Origin of the sequence: Corynebacterium sphenisci DSM 44792 (assembly GCF_001941505.1) — a bacterium.
Taxonomy (GTDB): domain Bacteria; phylum Actinomycetota; class Actinomycetes; order Mycobacteriales; family Mycobacteriaceae; genus Corynebacterium; species Corynebacterium sphenisci.
In genome coordinates this window covers 1,203,990-1,228,021 of the sequence record NZ_CP009248.1, presented here as the reverse complement: position 1 = coordinate 1,228,021, position 24,032 = coordinate 1,203,990, and the positions used below count along the sequence as shown (strand labels likewise).

19 protein-coding genes and 1 riboswitch are annotated in these 24,032 nt (G+C 75.4%); of the genes, 11 read left to right on the top strand and 8 right to left on the bottom strand.

Annotated elements, in window-relative coordinates:
* Window positions 1-71: 71 nt before the first annotated feature.
* Window positions 72-668, top strand: coding sequence for a peroxiredoxin (locus tag CSPHI_RS05635; protein WP_075691877.1), 597 nt, complete (start codon window positions 72-74; stop codon window positions 666-668).
* 4 nt (window positions 669-672) lie between these two features.
* Window positions 673-1,197 (top strand): alkylhydroperoxidase, AhpD family, encoded by a 525-nt coding sequence (gene ahpD, locus CSPHI_RS05630; protein ID WP_075691876.1) that lies wholly within the window; start codon window positions 673-675, stop codon window positions 1,195-1,197.
* A gap of 163 nt (window positions 1,198-1,360) precedes the next feature.
* Here the strand turns inward: ahpD and CSPHI_RS05625 are convergent, their stop codons facing one another.
* The 4 genes from CSPHI_RS05625 to thiE form a co-directional block, all read right to left on the bottom strand.
* Entirely contained in the window at window positions 1,361-2,329 is a 969-nt protein-coding gene (locus CSPHI_RS05625; RefSeq protein WP_075691875.1) for a hypothetical protein, read from the bottom strand.
* A 128-nt stretch (window positions 2,330-2,457) separates the two neighbouring features.
* Window positions 2,458-4,512 carry a neutral/alkaline non-lysosomal ceramidase N-terminal domain-containing protein gene (locus CSPHI_RS05620; RefSeq protein WP_075691874.1) on the bottom strand — a complete coding sequence of 685 codons (2,055 nt, stop codon included), beginning with the start codon at window positions 4,510-4,512 and terminating at the stop codon, window positions 2,458-2,460.
* A gap of 144 nt (window positions 4,513-4,656) precedes the next feature.
* Entirely contained in the window at window positions 4,657-6,009 is a 1,353-nt protein-coding gene (locus CSPHI_RS05615; protein ID WP_075691873.1) for a Na+/H+ antiporter family protein, read from the bottom strand.
* Between the two features lie 96 nt (window positions 6,010-6,105).
* Window positions 6,106-6,795 carry a thiamine phosphate synthase gene (thiE, locus tag CSPHI_RS05610; protein ID WP_075691872.1) on the bottom strand — a complete coding sequence of 230 codons (690 nt, stop codon included), beginning with the start codon at window positions 6,793-6,795 and terminating at the stop codon, window positions 6,106-6,108.
* Between the two features lie 16 nt (window positions 6,796-6,811).
* Window positions 6,812-6,915, top strand: a riboswitch (TPP riboswitch).
* Between thiE and thiO the strand changes: the two genes are divergently transcribed.
* From thiO to CSPHI_RS05590, 4 genes are all read left to right on the top strand, one after another.
* A complete protein-coding gene (gene thiO / locus CSPHI_RS05605) occupies window positions 6,907-8,091 on the top strand; it encodes a glycine oxidase ThiO (protein ID WP_245803357.1) in 1,185 nt (394 codons plus the stop codon). Its footprint overlaps the riboswitch before it by 9 nt.
* Window positions 8,088-8,318, top strand: coding sequence for a sulfur carrier protein ThiS (gene thiS, locus CSPHI_RS05600; RefSeq protein ID WP_075691870.1), 231 nt, complete (start codon window positions 8,088-8,090; stop codon window positions 8,316-8,318). The genes thiO and thiS overlap by 4 nt, the downstream gene beginning before the upstream one ends.
* A 1-nt stretch (window position 8,319) precedes the next feature.
* Complete coding sequence (locus CSPHI_RS05595) at window positions 8,320-9,120, top strand: thiazole synthase (protein ID WP_075691869.1); 801 nt, start codon at window positions 8,320-8,322, stop codon at window positions 9,118-9,120.
* Window positions 9,117-10,289 carry a ThiF family adenylyltransferase gene (locus tag CSPHI_RS05590; RefSeq protein ID WP_157118492.1) on the top strand — a complete coding sequence of 391 codons (1,173 nt, stop codon included), beginning with the start codon at window positions 9,117-9,119 and terminating at the stop codon, window positions 10,287-10,289. The genes CSPHI_RS05595 and CSPHI_RS05590 overlap by 4 nt, the downstream gene beginning before the upstream one ends.
* Window positions 10,290-10,293: 4 nt before the next feature.
* Here the strand turns inward: CSPHI_RS05590 and CSPHI_RS05585 are convergent, their stop codons facing one another.
* Window positions 10,294-12,039, bottom strand: coding sequence for a 1-deoxy-D-xylulose-5-phosphate synthase (locus CSPHI_RS05585; RefSeq protein ID WP_075691868.1), 1,746 nt, complete (start codon window positions 12,037-12,039; stop codon window positions 10,294-10,296).
* 85 nt (window positions 12,040-12,124) lie between these two features.
* Here CSPHI_RS05585 and hrpA point away from each other — a divergent pair, with 85 nt between their 5' ends.
* Window positions 12,125-16,258 (top strand): ATP-dependent RNA helicase HrpA, encoded by a 4,134-nt coding sequence (gene hrpA, locus CSPHI_RS05580; protein ID WP_084210274.1) that lies wholly within the window; start codon window positions 12,125-12,127, stop codon window positions 16,256-16,258.
* 12 nt (window positions 16,259-16,270) lie between these two features.
* Here hrpA and nrdR read toward each other — a convergent pair whose 3' ends face one another.
* Window positions 16,271-16,738 carry a transcriptional regulator NrdR gene (gene nrdR, locus CSPHI_RS05575; RefSeq protein WP_075691867.1) on the bottom strand — a complete coding sequence of 156 codons (468 nt, stop codon included), beginning with the start codon at window positions 16,736-16,738 and terminating at the stop codon, window positions 16,271-16,273.
* Between the two features lie 9 nt (window positions 16,739-16,747).
* A complete protein-coding gene (locus tag CSPHI_RS05570) occupies window positions 16,748-17,170 on the bottom strand; it encodes a hypothetical protein (RefSeq protein WP_075691866.1) in 423 nt (140 codons plus the stop codon).
* 273 nt (window positions 17,171-17,443) lie between these two features.
* Here CSPHI_RS05570 and lexA point away from each other — a divergent pair, with 273 nt between their 5' ends.
* A complete protein-coding gene (gene lexA, locus CSPHI_RS05565; protein WP_075691865.1) occupies window positions 17,444-18,118 on the top strand; it encodes a transcriptional repressor LexA in 675 nt (224 codons plus the stop codon).
* Between the two features lie 70 nt (window positions 18,119-18,188).
* Here lexA and CSPHI_RS05560 read toward each other — a convergent pair whose 3' ends face one another.
* On the bottom strand, window positions 18,189-19,883 hold the full coding sequence (locus CSPHI_RS05560; RefSeq protein WP_075691864.1) for a phosphoenolpyruvate--protein phosphotransferase: 1,695 nt from the start codon (window positions 19,881-19,883) through the stop codon (window positions 18,189-18,191).
* 259 nt (window positions 19,884-20,142) lie between these two features.
* Here CSPHI_RS05560 and CSPHI_RS05555 point away from each other — a divergent pair, with 259 nt between their 5' ends.
* From CSPHI_RS05555 to CSPHI_RS05545, 3 genes are read left to right on the top strand one after another with little or no spacing between them, the layout of a single operon-like run.
* Window positions 20,143-20,922, top strand: coding sequence for a DeoR/GlpR family DNA-binding transcription regulator (locus tag CSPHI_RS05555; protein WP_075691863.1), 780 nt, complete (start codon window positions 20,143-20,145; stop codon window positions 20,920-20,922).
* On the top strand, window positions 20,919-21,920 hold the full coding sequence (locus CSPHI_RS05550) for a 1-phosphofructokinase family hexose kinase (RefSeq protein ID WP_075691862.1): 1,002 nt from the start codon (window positions 20,919-20,921) through the stop codon (window positions 21,918-21,920). Before CSPHI_RS05555 ends, CSPHI_RS05550 begins: the two co-directional genes overlap by 4 nt.
* Complete coding sequence (locus CSPHI_RS05545; protein WP_075691861.1) at window positions 21,917-24,004, top strand: PTS fructose transporter subunit IIABC; 2,088 nt, start codon at window positions 21,917-21,919, stop codon at window positions 24,002-24,004. The genes CSPHI_RS05550 and CSPHI_RS05545 overlap by 4 nt, the downstream gene beginning before the upstream one ends.
* Window positions 24,005-24,032: the final 28 nt, after the last annotated feature.

Sequence of the window (24,032 nt, the reverse complement as noted above, 5' to 3'; positions counted from 1 at the left end):
ACAGGCGCCCACCGGGCGCCGGGCGGGGCCAGCCCCACCCGCACCCACTCAGCAACACCTAGGAGGACCCCATGGCTCTGCTCACCGTCGGTGACCAGTTCCCGCAGTTCAACGTTACCGCCCTGAAGGGCGGCAACCTCCGCGAGGCCAACGCCCAGTCTCCGGACGACTACTTCGAGGAGATCTCCAACGACTCCTACGAGGGCAAGTGGAAGGTGGTCTTCTTCTACCCGAAGGACTTCACCTTCGTCTGCCCCACCGAGATCGCCGCCTTCGGCAAGCTCTACGAGGAGTTCGAGGACCGCGACACCGTCGTGCTCGGCGGCTCCGGCGACAACGAGTTCTCGCACTTCAACTGGCGGGCCACGCACCCCGAGCTCACCGAGGTGCCCTACCCCATGTTCGCCGACACCCGGCATGACCTGATGCGCGCCCTCGGCGTGGAGAACGCGGACGGCGTCGCCGACCGCGCCACCTTCATCGTCGACCCGGACGGCGTCATCCAGTTCGTGTCCGTCACCCCGGACGCCGTCGGCCGCAACGTCGACGAGGTGCTCCGCGTCCTCGACGCGCTGCAGTCCGAGGAGGTCTGCGCCTGCAACTGGCAGAAGAACGACCCGACCAAGACCATCGACAAGATGGACGTGCTGAAGCAGGAGCTGAAGTAAGACCATGAGCATCGACAACCTGCGCTCCGGTCTTCCGGAGTACGCCAAGGACCTGAAGCTGAACCTCGGCTCGCTGACCCGCTCCACCGAGCTCAACGAGCAGCAGCTGTGGGGTGCGCTGCTGGCCTGCGCCGCGGCGACCCGCAACGACACCGTCTTCTCCGAGATCGCCGACGAGGCGAAGGAGCACCTGTCCGAGGAGGCCGTCGAGGCCGCCCTGGGCGCGGCGTCCATCATGGCGATGAACAACGTCGCCTACCGGACCCGGCACATGCTCGGCGACGACTACGCCCAGGTCAAGTTCGGCCTGCGGATGAACATCATCGCCAAGCCCGGCGTGGAGAAGGCCGACTTCGAGCTCTGGGCCCTGGCCGTGTCCTCCATGAACGGCTGCGAGGCCTGCGTCACCTCCCACGACAAGGTCGTGCGCGAGGAGGGCCTGACCAAGGAGCAGGTCTGGGAGGCCGTCAAGGTCGCCGGCACCGTCGCCGGCGTCGCCCAGGCCGTGATGATCGAGGACGCCCGCTAGACCGGCGCCCGAACCGCACCCGCCCGGCGGGTCGCGGCGCGCACCGCCCCGGAGGGATCCCCTCCGGGGCGGTCCGCTATGCCCCTCCCCCGGCGGCCGGCCCCGGACGGCGGCGCCCCCGCCACCCGCGGTATGCGGGCGCGGGGGCGCGGCGCCGGCCGGCTCAGGCGACCACCGGGCGCCGGCCGCCGACGATCTGCCGGTAGGCGTGCGCGGAGGCGACCACGGTCACCGGGACGAAGTAGAGCATGCCGACCAGGCAGAGCATCGCGCCGAGCAGCACCAGCAGGCCGTTGACGATGATCAGGCCGATCAGCGGCAGGAGCACCGGCTTGATCGCGGTGATGTTCGCGCGGATCGCCTCCACCGGGCCGCGGCGATCGTCGAGCACGAAATGCTGGGCGAACATGGTGCACAGGCCCACCGCGACGCTGAGCACCAGCAGCAGCACCAGGCCGGTGAGGGAGAGCACCAGATCCCCGTCCGCCACGCCCTTGACGCCCAGCGGCATGGCGATCAGCGTCGCCACCACCCCCAGCGCGGTGACCAGCAGCCAGGTCAGGATGGCCGCGCCCCAGGTGTCCACCCGGAAGAAGTCCCCGAAGTGCAGCCGGCGGCCGTCGAGGTACTCGAAGGCCCCGCGCAGGCCGAGCACCTGCAGCAGCAGCCCGGCCATGCCGGTGATCACCTGGCCCGCGAAGGCGGCCGGGGTCGCCAGCTGGTCGATGACCTCCGGGAGGGTCTCCGGGTCCGGGTCCAGGCCCGGGGCGGGCAGGCCCAGCAGGGACACCGTGACGTTCACCGCGAACACCGCGAAACCGGCCAGCGCCGCCCCGCCCAGCCAGACGCCCAGGTTCGCGTTGACCCCGCGGAACCCGGCCTTCACCGCGGCGCCGACCCGCAGCCCCGGTGCGGCGACGGCCACCGGCGCCTGCGGCGGCTCCTCTCCCCCGGGCTGGCGCACCCCCCGGCCGATCGACGCCCCCGCCGCACCGGGGCTCCCCGCCCAGTACCCCGCATCGGCCCCGTGGCCGGCTGCCCCGCCGTCCGGGGTGGGCCGGAGGTAGGGGTCCTCGCCGTAGGGGCGGTGGTCGTCGGCGTCCCACCCGCCGGGGCCGGGATTGTCGCTCATCTGCGCTCGTCACCTTTCATGTATCCGGATCACGGCCCCGGGCGGGGCCTCACCCCCGCACCGTAGGCGCCGCCGGTGGGCCATGCCACCTCCGCCGGCGCCGGCGCCCGGCCCCGCCGGACCCGGGATCAGATGAGCTCCACCTCGGCGACCCCGGTGAAGGGGCGCAGCCGGCCGGCGGCGTCGCGGGCGGAGCCGGCGTAGCGGATCCGGTGCACCCCGGGGGCGGCGTGCGCGGTGTCCCAGCGCACCGTGGCCACGGTGCGGGCGCCCTCCCTCCGGAACAGCAGCCGGGTGTCCTCATGGGAGTCGTCGGCGACCACCGCCCCGGAGGGATCCTCCACCACGTGGTACCCGGCCTCGTGGCGCAGGTCCGCGTTCGGGTTGGCCGCGGCGAACTCCACGGTCACCGGCTCCCCGCGGCGCACCGGGGCGCCCGGGGCGGCGAGCACGTCGCCGAAGTCCCCGCCCGCCGGCGGCAGATCCACCGGGGGCCCGCCCTTCGGCGAGGGCGGGATCATCCCGGTGAGGTCCCCGGCCGGGCTGCCCGGGTCGACCGCCTCCCCGGCGGCGAGGCCGGCGGCGAGACCGTGCAGGGACTGCATCGCCGCGCCGAGGGTGTCCCGGCCGAAGATCGTCGCCCCGCCCTCGTAGTCCTGCTGGTCGTACTCCTGCGGGGTGGCGATGTAGTGGCCGTAGCCGGAGACGTAGCCCTGCACGATCACGGTCGCCGGGTCCGCGCCGAGGGCCTCGGCGACGACGGCGCGGATCCGCGCCCCGGCGACCGTGGTCGGCTCGAAGGGCAGGGAGGCGATGGTCACGCCGCCGAGGCGGTGCACGTGGAAGAGGTGGGTCTGCTGCACCATCCCGGGCAGGTAGCCCACCGGCAGCAGCAGCTCCTTGGCCCCGTGGATCTCCTTCGCCGCCGGGGGCACCGCCACCGCGTTGACCCGGCGCACCCAGGGGGTGCCGCCGCGGGAGCCCTCGTTGAAGCCCAGCGCCGGATCCCCGCCGCCGTCCTCCTGGCTGGAGGCGGCGAAGGCGGCGCCGAGGATGGCCGGGCCGGTGCGCCCGGGCCGGCCGTGGTCGGTGAACCGGGGCGCCACGGCGACGTCGCTCATGTCCACCCACCGGTGCCGGCCCTCGATGCCCCCGCCGGCCAGCGGGATCGCCCGGCCGCGCACCCCGTCGGCCTGCCGGCGGCCGAGGATCCGGGCGGAGTCGTACTCGTCGACGCCCGGGCCGGAGCCGGGGACGAGCCCCTGGTTCGGGGACACGTCGCCGGGGGTGGACATGGCGAAGGCGGCGACGAAGGGCGCCTCCGCCGGGGCCCGGTGATCCACCCCGGCGGCGTGCTCGGTGAGCCAGGCGGCGTAGCCCTTGGAGTCGCCGGAGATGAGCGTGTGCTCCGGTCCGAAGGTGGTGGGGTGGATCCCGAACCAGTTGATGAAGCCCGCGGACCGGCCCCCGCGCAGCACGTGCAGGGTGGTGGAGTCGGGGTTGACGCCCCCGGGGAACAGGGCGCGTTCCGCGGCGGGGTTGCGCTCGAAGGCGGCCCGGGAGCGGTTCACCCCGGCGTCGCCGACGGTGCCGACGGTGAGCGCGATGGCGCCGGGGGCGAGATCGGCGTGCGCCCGCTCGATCGCGGAGACGATCCCGGCGACCGTGGCCTCGAAGGTCACCGGCCGGAAGCCCATGGTGGTGATGTCCACCATCAGGTGGCCGGAGGTCCCGCCCGGGGCGACGTGGGTGTGCGAGGCCCCGATCAGCACATTGCCCTCGTGGTAGAGCGCGCCGTACCGGGCGGCCAGCCGGCGCAGCACCTCCTGCTGGATGGACTGGAACATCAGCCCCATGTCCGCGGTGACGTGCACCAGCCGCCGGTCCGCGGCATCGGCGAAGACGAAGGCCCGGGCGAACTGGCGCTGGTGCAGCCCGGCGGAGGTCTGCTCCGGCACCGCGTAGCCGTTGAACCCGGCGCCGAGGGGCTCCCCGGTCATGTCCGCGAGGCCCCGGCCCACCGTCATCGGGGCGGCCGCGGCGGCGCGGTCGGCGGCGCCGGCGGTCATCCGGGACAGCAGGATCGCCCCCGCGGCGGCCGCGGAGCCGCCGAGGAAGCCGCGTCGGGTGGTGCGGGGCCCGGATCCCGCGCACCGGGTCGCCGTGGTGGTGTGTCGCCGCATCGCCGCTCCCGCATGCTCCGGCCCCGGGGCGTCCACCCCGGGGCGTGCTGTCGTTTACGAGGGGAAACCTACCGGGTGCGCCCCGGCGGCGGGGCCGAACCGGCCCGGGAGCCCCCGGCGGGGGTGGCGGGGCCGGGGGCGGCCTCAGAGCACCATCGTGGCCAGCCAGCCGGCGAGCAGCAGCGGGATGTTGAAGTGGATGAAGGTGGGGATCACCGAGTCCCGGATGTGGTCGTGCTGGCCGTCGGCGTTGAGCCCGGAGGTCGGGCCCAGGGTGGAGTCCGAGGCCGGGGAGCCGGCGTCGCCGAGGGCCCCGGCGGTGCCGATGAGCGCCACCGTGGCCACCGGGGAGAAGCCCATGGTCGCGCACAGCGGCACGTAGATGGCGGTGATGATGGGCAGCGTGGAGAAGGAGGAGCCGATGCCCATGGTGACCACCAGGCCGACCACCAGCATCGCCAGCGCCGCGATCGCGCGGTTGCCGGCGAAGATCTCCGCGGTGGTGGTGACCAGGGACTCCACCTCGCCGGTGGCGGTCATCACCGCGGCGAAGCCCTGGGCGGTGATCATGATGAAGCCGATCAGGGCCATCATCTTCATGCCCGAGGTGAACACGTCATCGGCCTGGCGCCATTTCACCGCCCCGGTGCCCATGAACACCGCCAGCCCGGCCAGGGCGCCCACCAGCAGCGAATCCGCCTCGGCGTCGCGGGCCTGCATCACCACCTGGATGAGGAAGGTGACCAGGATGGCGACCAGGGCGACGCTGACCCGGTAGCGCGAAATCGGCTCCTCCCCGTCCCCGGTGTCCGCGATCGGCCGATCCTCGTAGTCCCGGGGCCGCCGGTAGGAGACGAGCACCGCGATCGCCAGGCCGGCGAGCATGCCCAGGGCCGGGATGCCCATGGCGTGCATGATCGCGATCCCGGAGGTGTCCAGCCCCGCCTTGCGGATGTTGCCGAGCAGGATGTCGTTGAGGAAGATGTTGCCGAAGCCCACCGGGATGTACATGTAGGTGGTGGTCAGGCCGAAGGTCATGATGCAGGCCACCAGCCGGCGGTCCAGGCGCATCCGGTTGAACACGGTCAGCAACGGCGGGATGATCAGCGGGATGAAGGCGATGTGCACCGGGATCAGGTTCTGGCTCATCACCGACATGGCCAGGATCCCGGCGAGCATCCCCCATTTCGTGGCCGCCACCGCGGCGCGCCGCGCCCCCGGGGATTCCACGCCGAGCCGGCCGATCAGCCATTCGGCGAGCAGCCGGGGCAGCCCGGAGCTGGCCACCGCCATCGCGAAGGCGCCGAGCAGGGCGTAGCTGAGCGCGATTTTCGCGCCCCCGGACAGGCCCTCCTGGAAGGCGACCATGGTGCCGTCCAGGCCCAGGCCGCCGAGCAGCCCGCCGACCAGGGCCCCGGTGAACAGGGCGAGCACCACGTGCACGCGGGCGACGGCGAGGATGAGCATCACCAGGACGGCGACCAGCACGGCGTTCATGCGTCAACCCTAAAACACGCCGGCGCGACCCAGGGGAGAATCCCCGCCCGCGCGGGGCGGATGAGGCCGGGATCACCTCGGGGGCTCCCCCGCCGGCTAGCCGCCGAGGGCGTCGCGCAGCCCCCGGGCCGCCGCCCGCGGGTCGGCGGCCTGGGTGATGGCGCGCACCACCACCACCCGCTCCGCGCCCCGGGCGCGCAGCCCGGCCACCCGCCCGGCGTCGACGCCGCCGATCGCGAACCAGGGTTTGCCGGCGGCCGCGGCCAGCTCCGCGGCCCGGGCTACCATCGCCGGGCCGACCGGGGCCCGTCCGGGTTTGGTGGGGGTGGCCCACACCGGGCCGATCACCGCGTAGTCGATCCCCGGGTCGGCGAGGGATTCGGCGAACATCGCCTCGGTGCGGTTGGAGCGGCCGAGCAGCACATCCGGGCCGAGCAGCGCCCGGGCCTGGGCGGTGGTGAGATCGCCCTGGCCCACGTGGAAGACGTCCGCGCCGGTGAGCGCGGCGACGTCGGCGCGATCGTTGACCGCGAAGAGCCGGCCGTGCTCGGCGGCGACGGCGCCGAGCAGCCGCACCGCCTCGATTTCGGCGCGGGCCTCGATGGCCTTGTCGCGCAGCTGGATGATGTCCACGCCCCCGGCGTAGGCGGCGTGCAGGAAATCCTCCAGGTCCCCGGTGGCGGTGCGCGCATCGGTGCACAGGTACAGGCGGGCCCCGGCGAGCAGGCGTTCGCGGCGGGCGCGCAGCTCCGGGTCCGGGGCGGGCGGGGACCAGATGCTACTCATGTTGCCTATAGTAGGGGCCGATATCCGCGGGAGCCCGGTACCGGGCTGAGAGGGCCCCGGGGGCCGACCGCAGAACCTGACGCGGGTCATGCCGCCGGAGGAAGGATGACCATGGTCGACCATGCCGCAACCAGCCGCACCGCCGCCGCAGCCGGCGGGCCCGACCATGACGTGATCGTGGTCGGCGCCGGGATCATCGGCCTGGCCACCGCCCGGGAGCTGCTCCGCCGCGGCCGGGGGGTCACCGTCGTCGACCCGGATCCGGTCTCCGGGGCGTCCCGGGCGGCCGCCGGGATGCTCGCGCCGGTCGCCGAGGTGGTCTGGGACCAGCCGGCGCTCTACCCGCTGATGGTCGAATCCGGGCGCCGCTGGCCGGGGCTGGCCGCCGCCGTGGCCGCCGAATCCGGCCGGGAGGTCGGCTACCTGGCGAACGCCACCCTGGTCTGCGCCGGGGACGCCGCGGATCGCCGGCACCTCACCGAGCTCGCCGGGCTGCAGCGGGATCTCGGCATGGCGGCGGAGCCGATCCCCGCCGCCGAGGCGCGCCGGCGGGAACCCGCCCTGGGCCCGGGCTGCGTCGGCGCGGTGCACCTGCCCGGCGACCACCAGGTCGACCCCCGCCGCTTCTGCGCCGCCCTGCTCGAGCTCCTCGGCCCCCGGGTGCGCCGGGCCCGGGTGGCCGGGGTGACCTTCGCCGGGGACCGGGCCACCGGGGTGCGCCTGGCCGACGGAACCGAACTGCGCGGCGCCGAGGTGCTGCTCGCCGCGGGCCTGGGCATCGGGGACATCGCCGGGGCGCCGCCGGAGGTGGCCGCCGCGCTGCGCCCGGTGCACGGCGAGGTGCTCCGGCTGCAGGTCCCGGAGCGGCTGCGTCCGCTGCTCACCCGCACCATCCGCGGGGTGGTGCACGGTCGCCCGGTGTACCTGGTGCCCAGGGCCGACGGCACCGTGGTGCTCGGCGCCACCTCCCGCGAGGACGCCCTGCCCGGGGTGCTCGCAGGCGGGGTGGAGCAGCTGCTCCGCGACGCCCGCCGGCTGGTGCCCGCGGTGGCCGAGCTGGAGCTGGTGGAGACGATCGCCCGGGCCCGGCCCGGCTCCCCCGACGACGCCCCGCTGATCGGCCGGATCGGCCCGGGGCTGAGCGTCTCCGCCGGCTACTTCCGGCACGGCATCCTGCTCACCGCGCTCGGCGCCGCCCTCGGCGCGGACGCGGTGACCGGCGCCCCGCCGGATCCCCGGTTCGCCGCCGCCATCGACCCCACCCGCTTCCCGACAAGGAGGAACGAGACCCCATGACCCTCACCGTCAACGGGCGGCCGCATCCGGCGGCGCCCGGAGAGACCCTGCTCGACCTGGTGGCCGGCTGGACCGGCCGCGACCTCGGCTCCGACGGGGCGCCCGCCGACGGCCGGCCGCTGGGCGTCGCCGTCGCCGTGGACGGCGCGGTGGTGCCGCGCGCCCGCTGGGCGGCGACCCCGGCCGCCGGCGCGGTGGACATCGTCACCGCGGTGCAGGGGGGCTGACATGGCGCACGTCGACGAACCCCTGCGGATCGGGGATCTGGAGCTGGGCTCCCGGCTCATCATGGGCACCGGCGGGGCGACCAGCCTGGAGGTGCTCGGCCGGGCCCTGGTCGCCTCCGGCACTCAGCTGACCACCGTGGCGATGCGCCGGGTCGACGCCGGCGGGCGCGGCGGCGTCTTCGAGCTGCTGCACGGGCTCGGCATCGCGGTGCTGCCGAACACCGCCGGCTGCTACACCGCCCGGGACGCGGTGCTCACCGCCCAGCTGGCCCGGGAGGCCCTGGAGACGGACCTGGTGAAGCTGGAGGTGATCGCCGACGAGGACACCCTGCTGCCGGACCCGGTGGAGCTGGTCGACGCCGCCGACCGGCTGGTCGCCGACGGGTTCACCGTGCTGGCCTACACCAACGACGACCCCGCGCTGGCGAAGCGCCTGGAGGAGCTCGGCTGCGCCGCGGTGATGCCCGCGGGGGCCCCGATCGGCACCGGGCTGGGCATCCTCAACCCGCACAACATCGAGCTCATCGCCGACCGCGCCGGGGTGCCGGTGATCCTGGACGCCGGGATCGGCACCGCCAGCGAGGCGGCCACCGCGATGGAGCTGGGCTGCGACGCGGTGCTGCTGGCCTCCGCGGTGACCCGCGCCCAGGCCCCGGAGACCATGGCCGAGGCCTTCCGGCACGCCGTCGCCGCCGGCCGGCTGGCCCGGCTGTCCGGGCGGATCCCGCGGCGCCGGCTGGCCCGGGCCTCCTCCACCTTCGAGGGCCTGGTCACCGGGGGCCGGGAGGACGAGTCGCTGTGAGGGCCCTGGTCGAGCCGGGCCCGCCGCTCACCGACGCCGAGGCCGCCCGCTACGCCCGGCACCTCAGCCTGCCCGGGCTGGGCCCGCTCGGCCAGCGCCGGCTGCGCGCGGCCCGGGTGCTGGTGGTCGGCGCCGGGGGCCTGGGCTCGCCGATCCTGGCCTACCTCGGCGCCGCCGGGGTCGGCCGGCTCACCGTCATCGACGATGACGTGGTCGAGGAGTCGAACCTGCAGCGCCAGGTGCTGCACCGCGCCGCCGACCTCGGCCGGCCGAAGGCGGAGTCCGCCGCCGACGCGGTGCGCCGGCTGGATCCGGCGGCGCGGGTCACCCCGGTGGTGGGCCGGCTCACCGCGGACAACGCCGCGGCGCTGTTCGCCGACCATGATCTGGTGCTCGACGGGGCGGACAACTTCGCCACCCGCTACCTCGTCGCCGACGCCGGCGAGCTCACCGGCACCCCGGTGGTGTGGGGCACCATCGACCGCTACGCCGGGCAGGTGTCGGTGTTCTGGCCCGGGGAGGGCCCGCTGCTGCGGGATCTCTACCCGGAGCAGCCGGATCCGGATTCGGTGCCCTCCTGCGCCGCCGGCGGGGTGCTCGGCGCCCTGGTCGGCCTGGTCGGCTCCACCATGGCGGTGGAGGCCCTGAAGGTGCTCGCCGGAGTCGGGGAACCAGCGGTGGGCCGGCTGCTGCTCATCGACGCCCTCGCCGCGCGCACCCGGGAACTGGCCTTCGCCCCGGACCCGGACCGGACGCCGGCGACCGCGCTCGCGGAGGTCGGCGCCGCCTGCCCCGCCACGGCGGCCCCCGCACCGGAGCCGGCGCCGGCCGCGGTGGGCGCCACGGCGCTGGCGGCGGAGCTGGCCGGCCCCGCCGCGCCCGTCGTGGTCGATGTGCGGGATCCGGGGGAACGGGCGGAGCTGCCCATTCCCCCGGCGCGCCCGGTTCCGCTGGCGACGATCCTGGTCGAGGGCTGGGCGGCGCTGGCGGGCCTGCCCGGCTGCGCCGGGGACCGGCCGGCCCCGGTGGTGCTGGCCTGCCGCTCCGGGGCGCGATCGGCCCGTGCGCTCGCGGCGCTGGCCGCGGACCCGGCGACCCCCGCGGCGGCGGCGCCACGGGTGCTCGCCGGGGGCGCGCTGGCCTGGGCCGCCGGACCGGGCGCCGGCTGAGCGTTCAGCGCCGCCCGGCCCGCGCCGCGTCGATCAGGGCGCGCGCCCGGGCGGCGATCCCGGCGGCGTCCAGGCCGTGGGCGGCCAGGATCGGGCCCCGCCCGCCCTGGTCGAGGAAGGCGGTGGGCAGGCCCAGGCAGGCCACCGCCGCACCCGGGCGCCGGGTGGCGATCCCGGCGGCCAGGGCCGCCCCCGCCCCGCCGCGGGCCAGCCCGTCCTCCACGGTGACCGTGGCCGGGGCGGCGGCGCAGACGGCGACCAGCTCCGGCGGGGTGGGCAGCACCCACCGCGGATGCAGCACCGCGACCGCCCGGCCCTCCGCGGCCAGCCGCCGCCCGGCCGCGAGGGCCTCCCCGGCCAGCGCCCCGATCCCGATCAGCAGCACCTCGGCGGCGCCTGGATCGCCCAGCAGCACCTCCACCCCGCCGGCGCCGGGCAGCGCGGCCCGCGCCGGGATCGGCTCCGGCACCGGGCCCTTGGGGTAGCGCACCAGGGCGGGTCCGGGGGCGGCCAGGGCCTCGTCCAGGGCCCGGCGCAGATCCGCGCCATCGCGGGGGGCCGCGGCGCGCAGGCCGGGGGTCGCCGCGGCGAGCACCAGATCCCAGGCCCCGTTGTGGCTGGGCCCGTCCGCCCCGGTGACCCCGGCCCGATCCACGGCGAGCAGCGCCGGCCGGGCGGTGAGCGCCAGATCCATCAGCAGCTGATCCATCCCGCGCTGCAGGAAGGTGGAGTACATCGCCACCACCGGCCGGGCCCCGCCGAGGCTGAGTCCGGCGGCCAGGCCCAGCGCGGCCTGCTCGGCGATGCCGACGTCGTGCAGCCGGCCCGGGTGCCGCTCGGCGAATCCGGCCAGCCCGCAGGGCCCGGCCATCGCCGCGGTGACCGCGTGCACCCGGGGATCCCTGGCCGCGGCCGCCTCCGCCCAGTCGCCGAAGACCGCGGTCCAGGTCTCGGCCGGCTCCGCGGGCGCCCCCGGGTCGGCGGGGGCGACGGTGTGCATCGCCTCGGCGGCGTCGGCCAGCGCCGGGGCGTGGCCCCGGCCCTTCACCGTGCGGGCGTGCACCAGGCGCAGTCCCCCGGCGTCCCGGGCGGCGGCGAGCGCCGCCTCCACCGCGGCGATGTCGTGCCCGTCCACCGGCCCCGCGTAGCCGATGCCCAGGGCCGCGGCGACCTCGGCGAGCCGGGCGGGCACCGCGCCGACGGTGGGCGCGTAGGATCTGCCGTTGTCGTTGAGCACCAGCACCAGATTCGGCGGCGGGTCCTCGGCCGCGGCGACGTTGAGCGCCTCCAGGGCCATCCCCCCGGTGAGCGCGCCATCGCCGAGCACGCAGTACACGGTGGCGTCGGGGGTGCGCCCGCGCAGCGCCCGGGCCAGGCCGAGGGCCACCGCGGGGGCGGCGGAGGCGTGCGAGGACTCCAGCCAGTCGTGGGCGGATTCGGCGCGGGCGGGGTAGCCGGAGAGCCCGCCCGCGGCGCGCAGCCGCCGGAACCCGGCGGCCCGGCCGGTGAGCATTTTGTGCACATAGGCCTGGTGGCCGATGTCGAAGAGCACCGGGTCCGCCGGGGAGTCGGCGACCCGGTGCAGCGCGATGGTCAGCTCCACCACCCCCAGGTTGGAGCCCAGGTGCCCGCCGCAGCGGGCCGTGGCCGCCACCAGCGCGGCCCGGATCTCGGCGGCGAGCCGGGTGAGCGCGGCGCGGTCGAGCCCGCGCAGATCCGCCGGGGATCTGATGGATTCCAGGATGCCCATGATGCCTCCCACCCTACGTAGCCGCCACCGCGGCGGCGGCCGGTGCCCGCCCCCTCGCGGTGAGCCGATAATGTGGGCGGCGATCATGACCGAGAGCAGCAGCGCGAGCCCCTCCCCCGCCCCCGACCCCGAGGACCGCGGATCCGCCCGCCCCGGCGCGCCCCGCCGCCGGGGCCGGCACCGCCGCGGCCGATCCGGCCGCGGCGGCGGAGGCGGCCGCGCCGGCCACGGCGACCGGGGCGCGGTGGCCGTGGACAAGCGGGCCCTGCACGAGCGCCTCGACGGGGTCACCATCGCCGAGGCGCGCACCTTCCGCCGCCGGATCAAGCGGGCCGGCACCCCGCAGGCGCTCTCCGCCATCGGCGCCGACATCGAGCTGGCCCGGGAGCGGCTCGCCGAACGGGCCACCGGGATTCCCGAGATCCGCTACCCCGCGGAGCTGCCGGTCTCCGGCCGCCGCGACGACATCGCCGAGGCGATCGAGAACCACCAGGTGGTGGTGATCGCCGGGGAGACCGGCTCCGGCAAGACCACCCAGATCCCGAAGATCCTGCTGGAGCTGGGCCGCGGGGTGCGCGGCCGGATCGGGCACACCCAGCCCCGCCGGCTGGCCGCGCGCACCGTCGCCGAGCGGATCGCCGAGGAGCTCGGCGAGGACCTCGGCGAGCACGTCGGCTACGCGATCCGCTTCGACGACCGGGTGGGCCCGCGCACCGCGGTGAAGCTGATGACCGACGGCATCCTGCTCGCCGAGATCCAGCGCGACCGGATGCTGCTCGATTACGACACGATCATCATCGACGAGGCCCACGAGCGCAGCCTGAACATCGACTTCCTGCTCGGCTACCTGCGCCGGCTGCTGCCCAAGCGCCCGGATCTCAAGCTGGTGATCACCTCGGCGACCATCGACCCGGAGCGCTTCGCCCGGCATTTCGCCGACGCCGCCGGTGAACCCGCCCCGGTAATCGAGGTCTCCGGGCGCACCTGGCCGGTGGAGATCCGCTACCGGCCGCTGCAGCAGGAGTACACCGCGAAGAACGGGGAGACCCGGGTACGCGACCTGGACCCGGTCGACGGGGTGATCGCCGCCTGCGAGGAGCTCTTCGCCGCCGGCGAGGGCGACATCCTCTGCTTCTTCGCCGGGGAGCGCGACATCCGCGAGGCCGCGGAGGCGATCGAGGGCCGGCGCTGGCGGGGCGTGGAGGTGCTGCCCCTCTACGGGCGGCTGTCCAACGCCGAGCAGCACCGGGTGTTCCGCCCGCACGCCGGGCGCCGGATCGTGCTGGCCACCAATATCGCGGAGACCTCCCTGACCGTGCCCGGGATCCGCTACGTGGTGGACCTCGGCGACGCCCGGATCTCGCGGTACTCCACGCGCACCAAGGTGCAGCGGCTGCCCATCGAGCCGGTGAGCCGGGCCAGCGCCAACCAGCGCTCCGGGCGCTGCGGCCGCGTCGCCGAGGGCATCGCGATCCGCCTGTACTCGGAGGAGGACTTCCTCTCCCGGCCCGAGTTCACCGACCCGGAGATCCTGCGCACCAACCTCGCCAGCGTGATCCTGCAGATGGCCTCCCTGGGACTGGGCGACATCGCGAAGTTCCCCTTCGTGGAGGCCCCGGACGGCAAATCCATCCGGGACGGGGTGAACCTGCTCGACGAGCTCGGCGCCATCGAACCCGGCACCCGCGACGCCCCCGAGGGGCCGACCCTGACCCGGATCGGCCGGGAGCTGGCCCGGCTGCCGGTGGACCCGCGGCTGGCCCGGATGCTGGTGGAGGCCCGGGACAACGGGGTGCTGCCCGCGGTGACCGTGATCGTCGCCGCGCTGAGCCTGCAGGACGTGCGCGAGCGCCCCGCCGAGAAACGGGCCCAGGCCGACCAGGCCCATGCCCGCTTCCAGGACCGGGAATCGGACTTCCTCACCTACCTGGCGCTGTGGGAGCATCTGCGGGACAGGCGCCGCGAGCTCTCCGGCAACCAGTTCCGCAAGCTCTGCCTGCGCGAGTACCTGCACTACATGCGGGTGCGGGAATGGCAGGACCTGGTGCGCCAGCTCACCCGGATCACCGCGGAGCTGGGCTGGAACCCGGTCTCCGGCGGGAAGGCCGACCCGGAGCGGATCCACCGGTCACTGCTGGCCGGGCTGCTCTCCCGGATCGGGGTGCGCGAGGGCGAGGGCCGGGAGTTCACCGGCAGCCGCAACACCCGCTTCCTGGTGCACCCCTCCTCCCCGGTGTCGAAGAAGCCGCCGCGGTGGGTGATGGCCGCCGAGATCGTGGAGACCTCCCGGCTCTTCGCCCGCGACGTCGGCCGGATCGAGCCGGAGTGGGTGGAGCGGCTGGCCGCGCACCTGCTCAAGCACCAGTACTCCGATCCGCACTGGTCGGCCAAGCGGGGCTCGGCGATGGTGGCGCAGCGCTCCACCCTCTACGGGGTGCCGGTGGTCGCCGGCCGCCAGGTGCCCTACCACCGGGTGGATCCGGAGGCGGCCCGGGACATGCTCATCCGGCATGGCCTGGTCGCCGGCGAATGGGGCTCCCGGCACGATTTCCAGGAGCGCAACCGGGAGCTGCTCGCCGAGGCCGCCGCGGTGGAGGACAAGGCGCGCCGCCGGGGCCTGGTCGTCGACGACGAGACCCTGCACGCCTTCTACGACGCCCGGGTGCCCCGGGAGGTCACCACCGCCGCGCATTTCGACCGCTGGTGGCGCGATGCCCGGGCGGAGGATCCGGGGCTGCTGGACTTCGACCCGGAGCAGCTGCTGGACCCGGAGGCCGGCTCCGTCGACGGCGCCGCCTTCCCGGATCTCTGGCGGCAGGGCTCCCTGGAGTTCGCCCTGGAGTACCGCTTCGAACCGGGCGCGGCCGATGACGGGGTGAGCCTGCGGATCCCGATGCCGCTGCTGGCCGGGGTGCGCCCCGAGGGCTTCGACTGGCTGGTGCCGGGGCTGCGCGCGGAGCTGGTGGAGGCGCTCATCCGCACCCTGCCGAAACCGCTGCGCAAGACCGTGGTGCCCGCCCCCGATTTCGCGGCCAAGGCCCTGGAGCGGCTCACCCCCTATGCGGCGCCGCTGACCGAGGCGCTGGCCGATGCGCTGCGCGCCCTCGGCGGCACCGGGATCTCCGCCGGGGATTTCCGCCCCGCCCTGCTGCCGGCGCATCTGCGGATGAACTTCGCGGCGGTGGATCGCCGCGGCAAGGTCGTCGACCAGGACCGGGATCTGGCGGCGCTGCAGCACCGGCAGGCCGGGCAGGTCACCGCCGCGGTGTCCAAGGCCGCCGGCCGCGCCGCCCGGGGCGCGGCCAATGCCGGCGGCGCCCCCGCCGCGGCCGCGGGCGGGGCCGGTTCCGCGGTGCTGCTGCGCGGGCCGGTGCCGGAATGGACCGCGGAGGACCTCGGCGAAATCCCCGAGGAGGTCACCACCATGGTCGACGGGCAGCGGGTCACCGCCTACCCGGCCCTGGTCACCACCGCCGAGGGGGTGGCGGTGCAGGTGATGCCCACCCGGGCGCAGGCCGATGCGGCGATGGTGACCTCCACGCTGACCCTGCTGCTGCGCGGGATCCCGGTCAACCGGGCGCAGATGGTCAAGGGACTGCCGCTGCAGCAGCGCGTGGCCGTGGACGCCTGGCCGCACGGCGGTGCCGCCGGCCTGGTGGAGGACTGCCGGGTCACCGTGGTGCGCGACGCGATGCTCGCCGCCGGGGGCCCGGTGCGCGACCCGGCGGCCTATGCGGCGCTGCGCGAGGCGATCGCCCCGGAGGTGCCCGGCGGGGTGCGCCGGCTGGTGGTGGGCATCGCCGGGTTCATGCCGGAGTACCTGCGGATCCGGGATCAGCTCGACGGCTGGACCGGGGAGGCGGTCGACGACATGCGCGGGCAGCTGGAGTTCATGCTGCCCCGCGGGGCGGTGGCCCGGCACGGCTGGGCGCATCTGCGGCATATGCCCCGTTACCTGGAGGCGATGCGGATCCGGATCGAGGAGATGGACCTGGACCCGGATCGGGACGCGGAGCTGGAGGACCGGGTGCGCGGGGTGCGCGAGCAGCTGGCGGCGAAGCTGAAGACGCTGCCGGAGGGCCGGCGGGCGGCGCCGGCGGTGCGCGACATCGGGTGGCGGATCCAGGAGCTGCGGGTGAGCCTGTTCGCCCAGCGGCTGGGCACCGCCGGATCGGTGTCCCCGCAGCGGATCGGCCGGGAGATCGCGAAACTGCGCTAGCGGCGGGCGCCCTCAGCGGCCCGCGGCGTCGCGGGCCTCGGCGGCGTGCAGCCGCCGGATCTCCTCGAGGAAGTCCTCCGCGGAGGAGAAGGACTTGTAGACCGAGGCGAAGCGCAGGTAGCCGACCTCGTCGAGATCGCGCAGCGGCTCCAGGATGGCCAGGCCCACCTGGTTGGAGTCGACCTGGGAGGTGCCCTGGGAGCGCAGCGTCTCCTCCACCTGCTGGGCGAGCTTCTTCAGCTTCGCCTCGGGCACGTCCCGGCCCTGGCAGGCCCGGCGCACGCCCCGGATCACCTTGTCCCGGCTGAACTCCTCGGGCTGGCCGTCGCGTTTGACGACCATCAGCATGGAGCGCTCCAGGGTGGTGAAGCGTTTGCCGCAGGCGACGCACTCCCGGCGGCGGCGCATGGTCGAGCCCTCCTCGGTCAGGCGGGAGTCGACGACCTTGGTTTGCTCATGGTGGCAAAAGGGGCAGTGCATTGCCCCAGCTTAACCGGCGGCCGCCTCCGCGCCGATGGCGACCGGGTGGGCCGGGGGCGCCGCGGGCGCCGGCTCCGGATCGGTCCAGGACAGCCCCAGCGCCCCGCCGAGGAAGGCCCCGGCGAGGACCACCGCGGCGACGGTGGCCCGGGTGCGCGGGATTTCGCGCACCGGCCCGGCCACCGCCCCCGGGGCCTCGGCGCGCACCCCGGCGGCGCCCAGCCCCGCGGAGCGCCGGCGGCGCACCGGGGCCGGGGCCGGCAGTCCGGGCCGGGGCGCGGCGGCGCCGCGCGGGGGCCGGCGCACCGCGCCGCGCCGCGGGGCGGCGGTCCGGCGGGGGGCCTGCTCCACCCAGGCGGGCAGGGTGGGGATGGACTGGCCGGCGGGGATCCGGCCGCGCCCTCCGGGGCGGTGGATGGTGCTGGCGGTCATCGTGGTCTCCTTCATGGCGCCGACTGTGCCCGGCGACCGGACGCTGCGGCCCGGTCACGCGGACAGGTGTTCGAGTCCGTCTCTGTGTTCGATTTATAGCACGGCTGTTCGGTCCGTGTCCAGACATGCGTTCGAAGGATCGAACAGGCGTGCACTGGGGCGGGGGATCCTGTACTGTCGTATTCGAACGCACAGGCGTACCACCCGAGGGCGCCGCCGGGGGAACCGGCTCCGGAGCGTGGACGAACGACGCCAACCGTGGAGGAACCGACGATGACCGAGCAGACCAGGCCCGATCCGAAGACGCTCACCGAACGCCAGCGGCGCATCCTGGACATGATCCGGGAGGCGGTGCTGGAGCGGGGCTACCCCCCGAGCATCCGCGAGATCGGCGACGCGGTCGGCCTGAACTCCACCTCCTCGGTGGCCTACCAGCTCAAGGAGCTCGAGCGGAAGGGCTTCCTGCGCCGCGATCCGAAGAAGCCGCGCGCGGTGGACGTGCGCGATCTGGGCCACCGCTCCCCCGCCCCCGCCGGCGGCCCGGACATCCCGCAGGTGCCGGAGGGCGCCACCGCCCCCACCTACGTGCCGGTGGTCGGCGACATCGCCGCCGGGGCGCCGATCCTCGCCGAACAGCACATCGACGACTACATGGCGCTGCCGGAGAACCTGGTCGGCCAGGGCGAGCTGTTCATGCTGCGCATCGTCGGCGAGTCCATGCGGGACGCCGGCATCTTCGACGGCGACTGGGTGGTGGTGCGCTCCCAGAACGTGGCGGAGAAGGGCGAGTTCGTCGCCGCCATGATCGACGGGGAGGCCACCTGCAAGGAGTGGTCGGAGGACGCCTCCGGCAAGTGGCTGCTGCCGCACAACGACGATTTCGAGCCGATCCCCGCCGAGCGGGCGCGGATCCTGGGCAAGGTCGTCACCGTGCTGCGCAAGCTCTAGCGCGCGGCCGAAGGGCCCGGCCCCGGGGAGCTCCCCGGGGCCGGGCCCTTCGGCGTGCGCCGGGCGCGGCTCAGTCCGCGGCGGCCTCGGCGAGCAGCTCGCGCACCGCGGTGCGCGCGGCCTCGGCGTCGGGGGCGTCCAGGGCCAGCCGGGCGGCGGCCCGGCACTGCTCCCGGGTGACCACGCCGAGCTGGGCGCCCACTCCGGGCAGCGCGGTGGCCGCGGCGGACAGCGAGGCCACCCCCATGCCCACCAGCACGCAGGCCAGCGCCGGATCCGCGGCGGCCTCCCCGCACACCCCCACCGGCACGTCCATGTCCGCCCCGGAGCGGCAGGTCATGTCGATGAGCCGGAGCACCGCCGGCTGCCAGGGGTCGGTGAGGTAGGCCAGGGCCGGGGAGAGCCGGTCGGCGGCCATCGCGTACTGGGTGAGGTCGTTGGTGCCGATGGAGACGAAGTCGAGCACCTTCATCAGGTCGTGGCTCATCAGCGCCGCGGCCGGGATCTCGATCATCGCCCCGGCGGTGAGCCCGCGGTCCCGGCACAGCCCGGCGAACCAGGTGGCCTCCTCGAGGGTGGCCACCATCGGCGCCATCACCCAGATGGGGGCCTCCGGGGCGCGTTCGGCGATCTCCCGGGCCCGGGCGATGGCGTCGAGCTGGCGCTCCATCAGCCCGCTGGAGGAACGGGAGATGCGCAGCCCCCGCACGCCCAGCGCCGGGTTCTCCTCATCGGCGAGGTTGGCGAAGGCCAGCGGCTTGTCGCTGCCGGCGTCGAGGGTGCGGATGACCACCTTGTCCTCCGGGAAGGCGCGCAGCACCTTGGCGTAGATCTCGGCCTGGTTCTCCACGCTGGGCTCGGTGGCCGCGGAGAGGAAGCACAGCTCGGTGCGGAACAGGCCCACCCCCTCGGCGACGCCCTCGGCGGCGGCGCGGGCGGCGTTGCCGTCGCCGACGTTGGCCAGCAGCTGCACCGGCTCGCCCTCGGCGGTGCGGCCGGGCCCGCGCCAGGCGGCGGTGAACTCGGCCAGCCGCAGGTCCTCGGCGACGGCCTCCCGGGCCCGCTCCGGGTCCGCCCCGGTGCGCACCACCCCGGTGATGCAGTCCACCAGCAGCGGCTCCCCGGCGGGGATCTCGCGCAGCGCCGCCCCGGCGGCGACGCAGCAGGGCACGCCCAGCTGGCGGGCGATGATCGCGGTATGCGAGGTGGGCCCGCCGAGCACGGTGACCATCGCGGTGAACAGGGCCGGGTCCAGGGTGGCGGTGTCCGCCGGGGCGAGGTCCTCGGCGAGCAGCACGCAGGGCCCGTCCACGGTGGGCAGGCCCGGCTCCTCCTCCCCGCGCAGGTGGGCGATCACCCGGTCCCGGATGTCCTCCAGGTCGGTGGTGCGCTCGGCCATCACCCCGCCGGCGGCGCGGAACATCTCCACGAACTTGTCGATCGCCCGGGCCACGCCGACCTCGGCGGGCACCCGGGCCTTGATCTCCTTCACCGCGGCACGGTGCCAGCCCCGGTCCAGGGTGAGCTTGGAGGTGGCCAGCAGCACCTCGGCGGCCGAGCCCTCGGCCCGGCCGGCCCGGGCGGCGAGCCGCTCGGAGACCGCGGTGGTGGCCGCCCGGAAGCGCTCCACCTCGGCGTCGACGTCCTCGGCGGCGATGGTGGCGTTGTCGTCGGGCAGCGCCGGCCGCGGGTTGGCCCATACCGCGGGCGCGTAGCGCACCCCGGGGACGACGGGCGCGGCCTTGACGGTGAGCTCTTCGGGCATGCGTTCCTCCTGGATGACGGAGCCCGGCCGCCGGTGCGACGGGGCTCCGGGGGCGGCGGGCCACATGTGCGTGTCCCCTCCATGGTACGCCACCCCCACCGGGGTTAATTCTGCAAACCTCCTTGACAATCGGGCATAATCGGGCAGGATCACGGGTGAATCCAGGGAATCCGCGGGAAAAACGGGCATCGGCCCGGATCCCGCCTCCCCCGGGCCCCGCACACCCCACCCGCCCCAGCCAGCCAGGAGGTACCCCGGAATGTACGCAGAGGAACGGCGACGCAAGATCGCCTCGCTCACCGCCGTGGAGGGCCGGGTGATGGTCGCCGAACTCGCGGAGACCTTCGATGTCACCGCCGAGACCATCCGCCGCGATCTCAAGGAGCTCGCCGAGGAGGGCGCGGTCAACCGGGTGCACGGCGGCGCCGTGGCCGCCAAGGCCTTCCAGACCCTGGAGGTCTCCGTCGCCGACCGGGAGAACGCGCAGCGCGACGCCAAGCGGCTCATCGCCCGCGCCGCGGTGGCCTTCCTGCCCGAATCCGGCTGCGGGATCTTCCTCGACGGCGGCACCACCACCGAGGCCCTGGCCAAGCTGATGGCCGCCAACCCCAACCACCGGCACTGGTCGGTGGTCACCAACTCGCTGCCCTCGGCGCTGACCCTGGCCGCCAACCCCTACATGGAGCTGCAGCTGCTCGGCGGCTCGGTGCGCGCGATCACCCAGGCGGTGGTCGGCGACCAGGCGCTGCGCACCCTGGCCCTGATGCGCGCCGACGTGGCCTTCATCGGCTCCAACGCGGTGACCATCGACCACGGCCTGTCCACCGCCGACCCCCAGGAGGCGGCGGTGAAGCGGGCCATGATCGCCAACGCCCGCCAGGTGGTGGTGCTCTGCGACTCCACCAAGCTGGGCCGGGACTACCTGGTCAGCTTCGCCTCCCTGGAGGACATCGACGTGGTGATCACCGATGACTCCGCCCCGCGGGCGTTCATCGACGAACTCGGCGAAAACGGGGTGGAGGTCGTCATCGCGCGATGATCCTCACCCTCACCCCCAACCCCTCCATCGACCGCACCTGCTCGGTGCCCCGCCCGCTCACCCGCGGCGGCGTCTACCGCCTCACCGGGGCCAATGACGTCGCCGGCGGCAAGGGGGTGAACGTCTCCGCCGCGGTGGAGCGCGCCGGCCGGTCCACCCTGGCGCTGTTCCCGGTGGCCAAATCCGGCCGGTTCTGCCGGCTGGTGCGCGCCGCCGGGGTGCCCTACGAGCCCGTCGACGTCGACGAGGAGGCCCGGGTCAACCTCACCATCGTGGAGGGCGACGGCACCACCACCAAGCTCAACAACCCCGGTTCGGAGCTGCACCCCGACGACGCCGCCCGCTGCCTGGACCGGCTCACCGCGCACGCCCCCGGCGCGGACTGGGTGGTGCTCGCCGGCTCCCTGCCGCGCGGGGTGGACCCCCGGTTCTACCTGCGCGCGATCGCCGCGGTGCGGGCCGCCAACCCGGCCGCCCGAATCGCGGTGGACACCTCCGACGCGCCCCTGGCCGCGATCGGCGCGGCCCTGCGCGCCGGGCAGCCCGCCCCGGATCTGCTCAAGCCCAACGGGGTGGAGCTCGGCCAGCTCGCCGGGGTCGACGGCGCCGACCTGGAGGCCCGGGCGGAGGCCGGCGACTTCACCGGGATCATCGCCGCCGCCCGCGCGGTGGGCGCCCTGGGCGTGCCGGAGCTGCTCATCACCCTCGGCTCCGCCGGGGCGGTGCTCGCCCTGGCCGGGGGCCCGGTGCTGCACGCCACCTCCCCCCGGATCATCCCGCAGTCCACGGTCGGCGCCGGCGACTCCGCCCTGGCCGGCTACCTGCTCGGCCACGCCGCCGGGGACGCCCCCGCGGCGCGGCTGCGCCGCGCCGTCGCCTACGGGGCGGCGGCGACCTCCCTGCCCGGCACCACCGCACCCCGGCCGGTGCAGGTGCACCCGGATCAATCCCGCGTCACGATCCTCGCCGACGCGCCCGTCGAAGGGAACCGTCCATGACCGAGACCATCATCACCCCCGAACTGGTCGAGCTCGACGTCTCGCCGGGGGCCGACCCGGAGGCGGTGATCCGGCGCCTCGCCGGACTCGTCGCCGCCGCCGGCCGCGCCGGCTCCGCCGAGGCGCTCGCCGCCGACGCCCTGGCCCGGGAGGCCTCCGCCGGCACCGGCGTGCCCGGCGGGGTGGCCATCCCGCACTGCCGCAGCGAGACGGTCGCCGAACCCACCCTGGCCTTCGCCCGGCTCGCCGACCCGGTGGACTTCTCCGGCCCCGACGGCCCCGCCGATCTGGTCTTCCTCATCGCCGCGCCCGCCGGCGCCGGCAAGGCCCACCTGAAAATCCTCTCCAAGCTGGCCCGCGCCCTGGTGAAACCCGATTTCCGGGCCCGCCTGCGCGGTGCGGGGACCCCCGCCGACATCGTCGACGCGGTCGCCGAGCGCATCGCCGGCAAACCCGCGGCCTCCCCGGCCACCCCGGCGCCGCCGCGCCCGGAGCCGGTCGACGCCGGCCCGGCGACCCGGATCACCCGGATCGCGGCGGTGACCGCCTGCCCCACCGGCATCGCGCACACCTACATGGCCGCGGACTCCCTCGCCCAGGCCGCCGCCGACGCGGAGGGCGTGGAGCTCACCGTGGAGACCCAGGGCTCCTCCTCCACCGCGGTGCTCGACCCGGCGGTGATCGCCGCCGCGGACGCGGTGATCTTCGCCACCGACGTCGGGGTGCGCGACCGGGGCCGCTTCGCCGGCAAACCGGTCGTCGAATCCGGGGTGAAGCGGGCCATCAACGAGCCCGCGGCGATGATCGCCGAGGCGGTCGCCGCCGCCGCGGACCCGGGCGCGCACCGGGTCGCCGCCGATTCCGGCGCCGCGGATCCCGCCGCGGCCGAGGCCGGCGGGCCCGGCGGGCTGGGCTGGGGCAAGCGCATCCAGCAGGCGGTGATGACCGGGGTGAGCTACATGGTGCCCTTCGTCGCCGCCGCCGGCCTGCTCATCGCCCTGGGCTTCCTCTTCGGCGACTACGACGTCACCCGGGTCGCTCAGGCGGTGGTCGCCGACCACACCCTGTGGGACCTGCCCGGCCATGACGTGGCCGTGGACGGGGAGCTGGTGACCGTGCGCCGGGAGGGCCTGGCGCTCTACCTGGGCGCGGTGCTGTTCACCACCGGCCAGGCCGGGATGGGCGTGATCGTGGCGATCCTCTCCGCCTTCATCGCCTTCGGCCTGGCCGGCCGCCCCGGCATCGCCCCCGGCTTCATCGGCGGGGCGATCTCCGCGACCATCGGCGCGGGCTTCCTCGGCGGCCTGGTCACCGGCATCGTCGCCGGGCTCATCGCCCTGGGGCTGGCCTCGGCCCGGGTGCCGCGCTGGCTGGGCTCGCTGATGCCGGTGGTGATCATCCCGCTGCTCGCCTCCGCCGGGGTGGGCCTGCTGATGTTCCTGCTCCTCGGCCGCCCGCTGACCTCCCTCATGGAGGGCCTGGAGTCCTGGCTGGGCTCGCTCTCCGGCGGTTCCGCGGCCCTGCTCGGGGTGATCGTCGGGCTGATGATGTGCGCCGACATGGGCGGGCCGATCAACAAGGCCGCCTACCTCTTCGCCACCGCCGGACTGTCCACCGGGGACGCCGCGAGCATGCGGGTGATGGCCGCGGTGATGGCCGCCGGCATGGTGCCGCCGCTGGCCATGGCCCTGGCCTCGGCGCTGCGCCCGCGGCTGTTCACCCCCGCGGAGCGGGAGAACGGCAAGGCCGGCTGGCTGCTCGGCGCCTCCTTCATCTCCGAGGGCGCGATCCCCTTCGCCGCGGCCGATCCGCTGCGGGTGATCCCCTCGATGATGGCCGGCGGCGCGGTCACCGGGGCGCTGTCCATGGCCTTCGGGGCGGCCTCGCATGCCCCGCATGGCGGGGTGTTCGTCTTCTTCGCCATCGACGGCTTCGGCTGGTGGCTGCTGGCCATCGCCGCGGGCACCGTGGTCGGCGCGACCGCGGTGAGCCTGCTCAAGCATCTGCGGCCCGGGGCGGCCGCCGACCCGGGCGTGGCGGATGCCACCGCCGCGGCGGCGGCGCCGGCGGGTGCGGGCACGTAGCATTTCCGGTGAGGGGGCGCGCCGGGTC

Excerpts from the sequence above, each read along its gene's own strand:
- CSPHI_RS05635 (WP_075691877.1), top strand. The coding sequence starts at position 72 with ATGGCTCTGCTCACCGTCGGTGACCAGTTCCCGCAGTTCAACGTTACC.
- ahpD (WP_075691876.1), top strand. The coding sequence starts at position 673 with ATGAGCATCGACAACCTGCGCTCCGGTCTTCCGGAGTACGCCAAGGAC.
- CSPHI_RS05625 (WP_075691875.1), bottom strand. The coding sequence starts at position 2,329 with ATGAGCGACAATCCCGGCCCCGGCGGGTGGGACGCCGACGACCACCGC.
- CSPHI_RS05620 (WP_075691874.1), bottom strand. The coding sequence starts at position 4,512 with ATGCGGCGACACACCACCACGGCGACCCGGTGCGCGGGATCCGGGCCC.
- CSPHI_RS05615 (WP_075691873.1), bottom strand. The coding sequence starts at position 6,009 with ATGAACGCCGTGCTGGTCGCCGTCCTGGTGATGCTCATCCTCGCCGTC.
- thiE (WP_075691872.1), bottom strand. The coding sequence starts at position 6,795 with ATGAGTAGCATCTGGTCCCCGCCCGCCCCGGACCCGGAGCTGCGCGCC.
- thiO (WP_245803357.1), top strand. The coding sequence starts at position 6,907 with ATGGTCGACCATGCCGCAACCAGCCGCACCGCCGCCGCAGCCGGCGGG.
- thiS (WP_075691870.1), top strand. The coding sequence starts at position 8,088 with ATGACCCTCACCGTCAACGGGCGGCCGCATCCGGCGGCGCCCGGAGAG.
- CSPHI_RS05595 (WP_075691869.1), top strand. The coding sequence starts at position 8,320 with ATGGCGCACGTCGACGAACCCCTGCGGATCGGGGATCTGGAGCTGGGC.
- CSPHI_RS05585 (WP_075691868.1), bottom strand. The coding sequence starts at position 12,039 with ATGGGCATCCTGGAATCCATCAGATCCCCGGCGGATCTGCGCGGGCTC.
- hrpA (WP_084210274.1), top strand. The coding sequence starts at position 12,125 with ATGACCGAGAGCAGCAGCGCGAGCCCCTCCCCCGCCCCCGACCCCGAG.
- nrdR (WP_075691867.1), bottom strand. The coding sequence starts at position 16,738 with ATGCACTGCCCCTTTTGCCACCATGAGCAAACCAAGGTCGTCGACTCC.
- CSPHI_RS05570 (WP_075691866.1), bottom strand. The coding sequence starts at position 17,170 with ATGACCGCCAGCACCATCCACCGCCCCGGAGGGCGCGGCCGGATCCCC.
- lexA (WP_075691865.1), top strand. The coding sequence starts at position 17,444 with ATGACCGAGCAGACCAGGCCCGATCCGAAGACGCTCACCGAACGCCAG.
- CSPHI_RS05560 (WP_075691864.1), bottom strand. The coding sequence starts at position 19,883 with ATGCCCGAAGAGCTCACCGTCAAGGCCGCGCCCGTCGTCCCCGGGGTG.
- CSPHI_RS05555 (WP_075691863.1), top strand. The coding sequence starts at position 20,143 with ATGTACGCAGAGGAACGGCGACGCAAGATCGCCTCGCTCACCGCCGTG.
- CSPHI_RS05550 (WP_075691862.1), top strand. The coding sequence starts at position 20,919 with ATGATCCTCACCCTCACCCCCAACCCCTCCATCGACCGCACCTGCTCG.
- CSPHI_RS05545 (WP_075691861.1), top strand. The coding sequence starts at position 21,917 with ATGACCGAGACCATCATCACCCCCGAACTGGTCGAGCTCGACGTCTCG.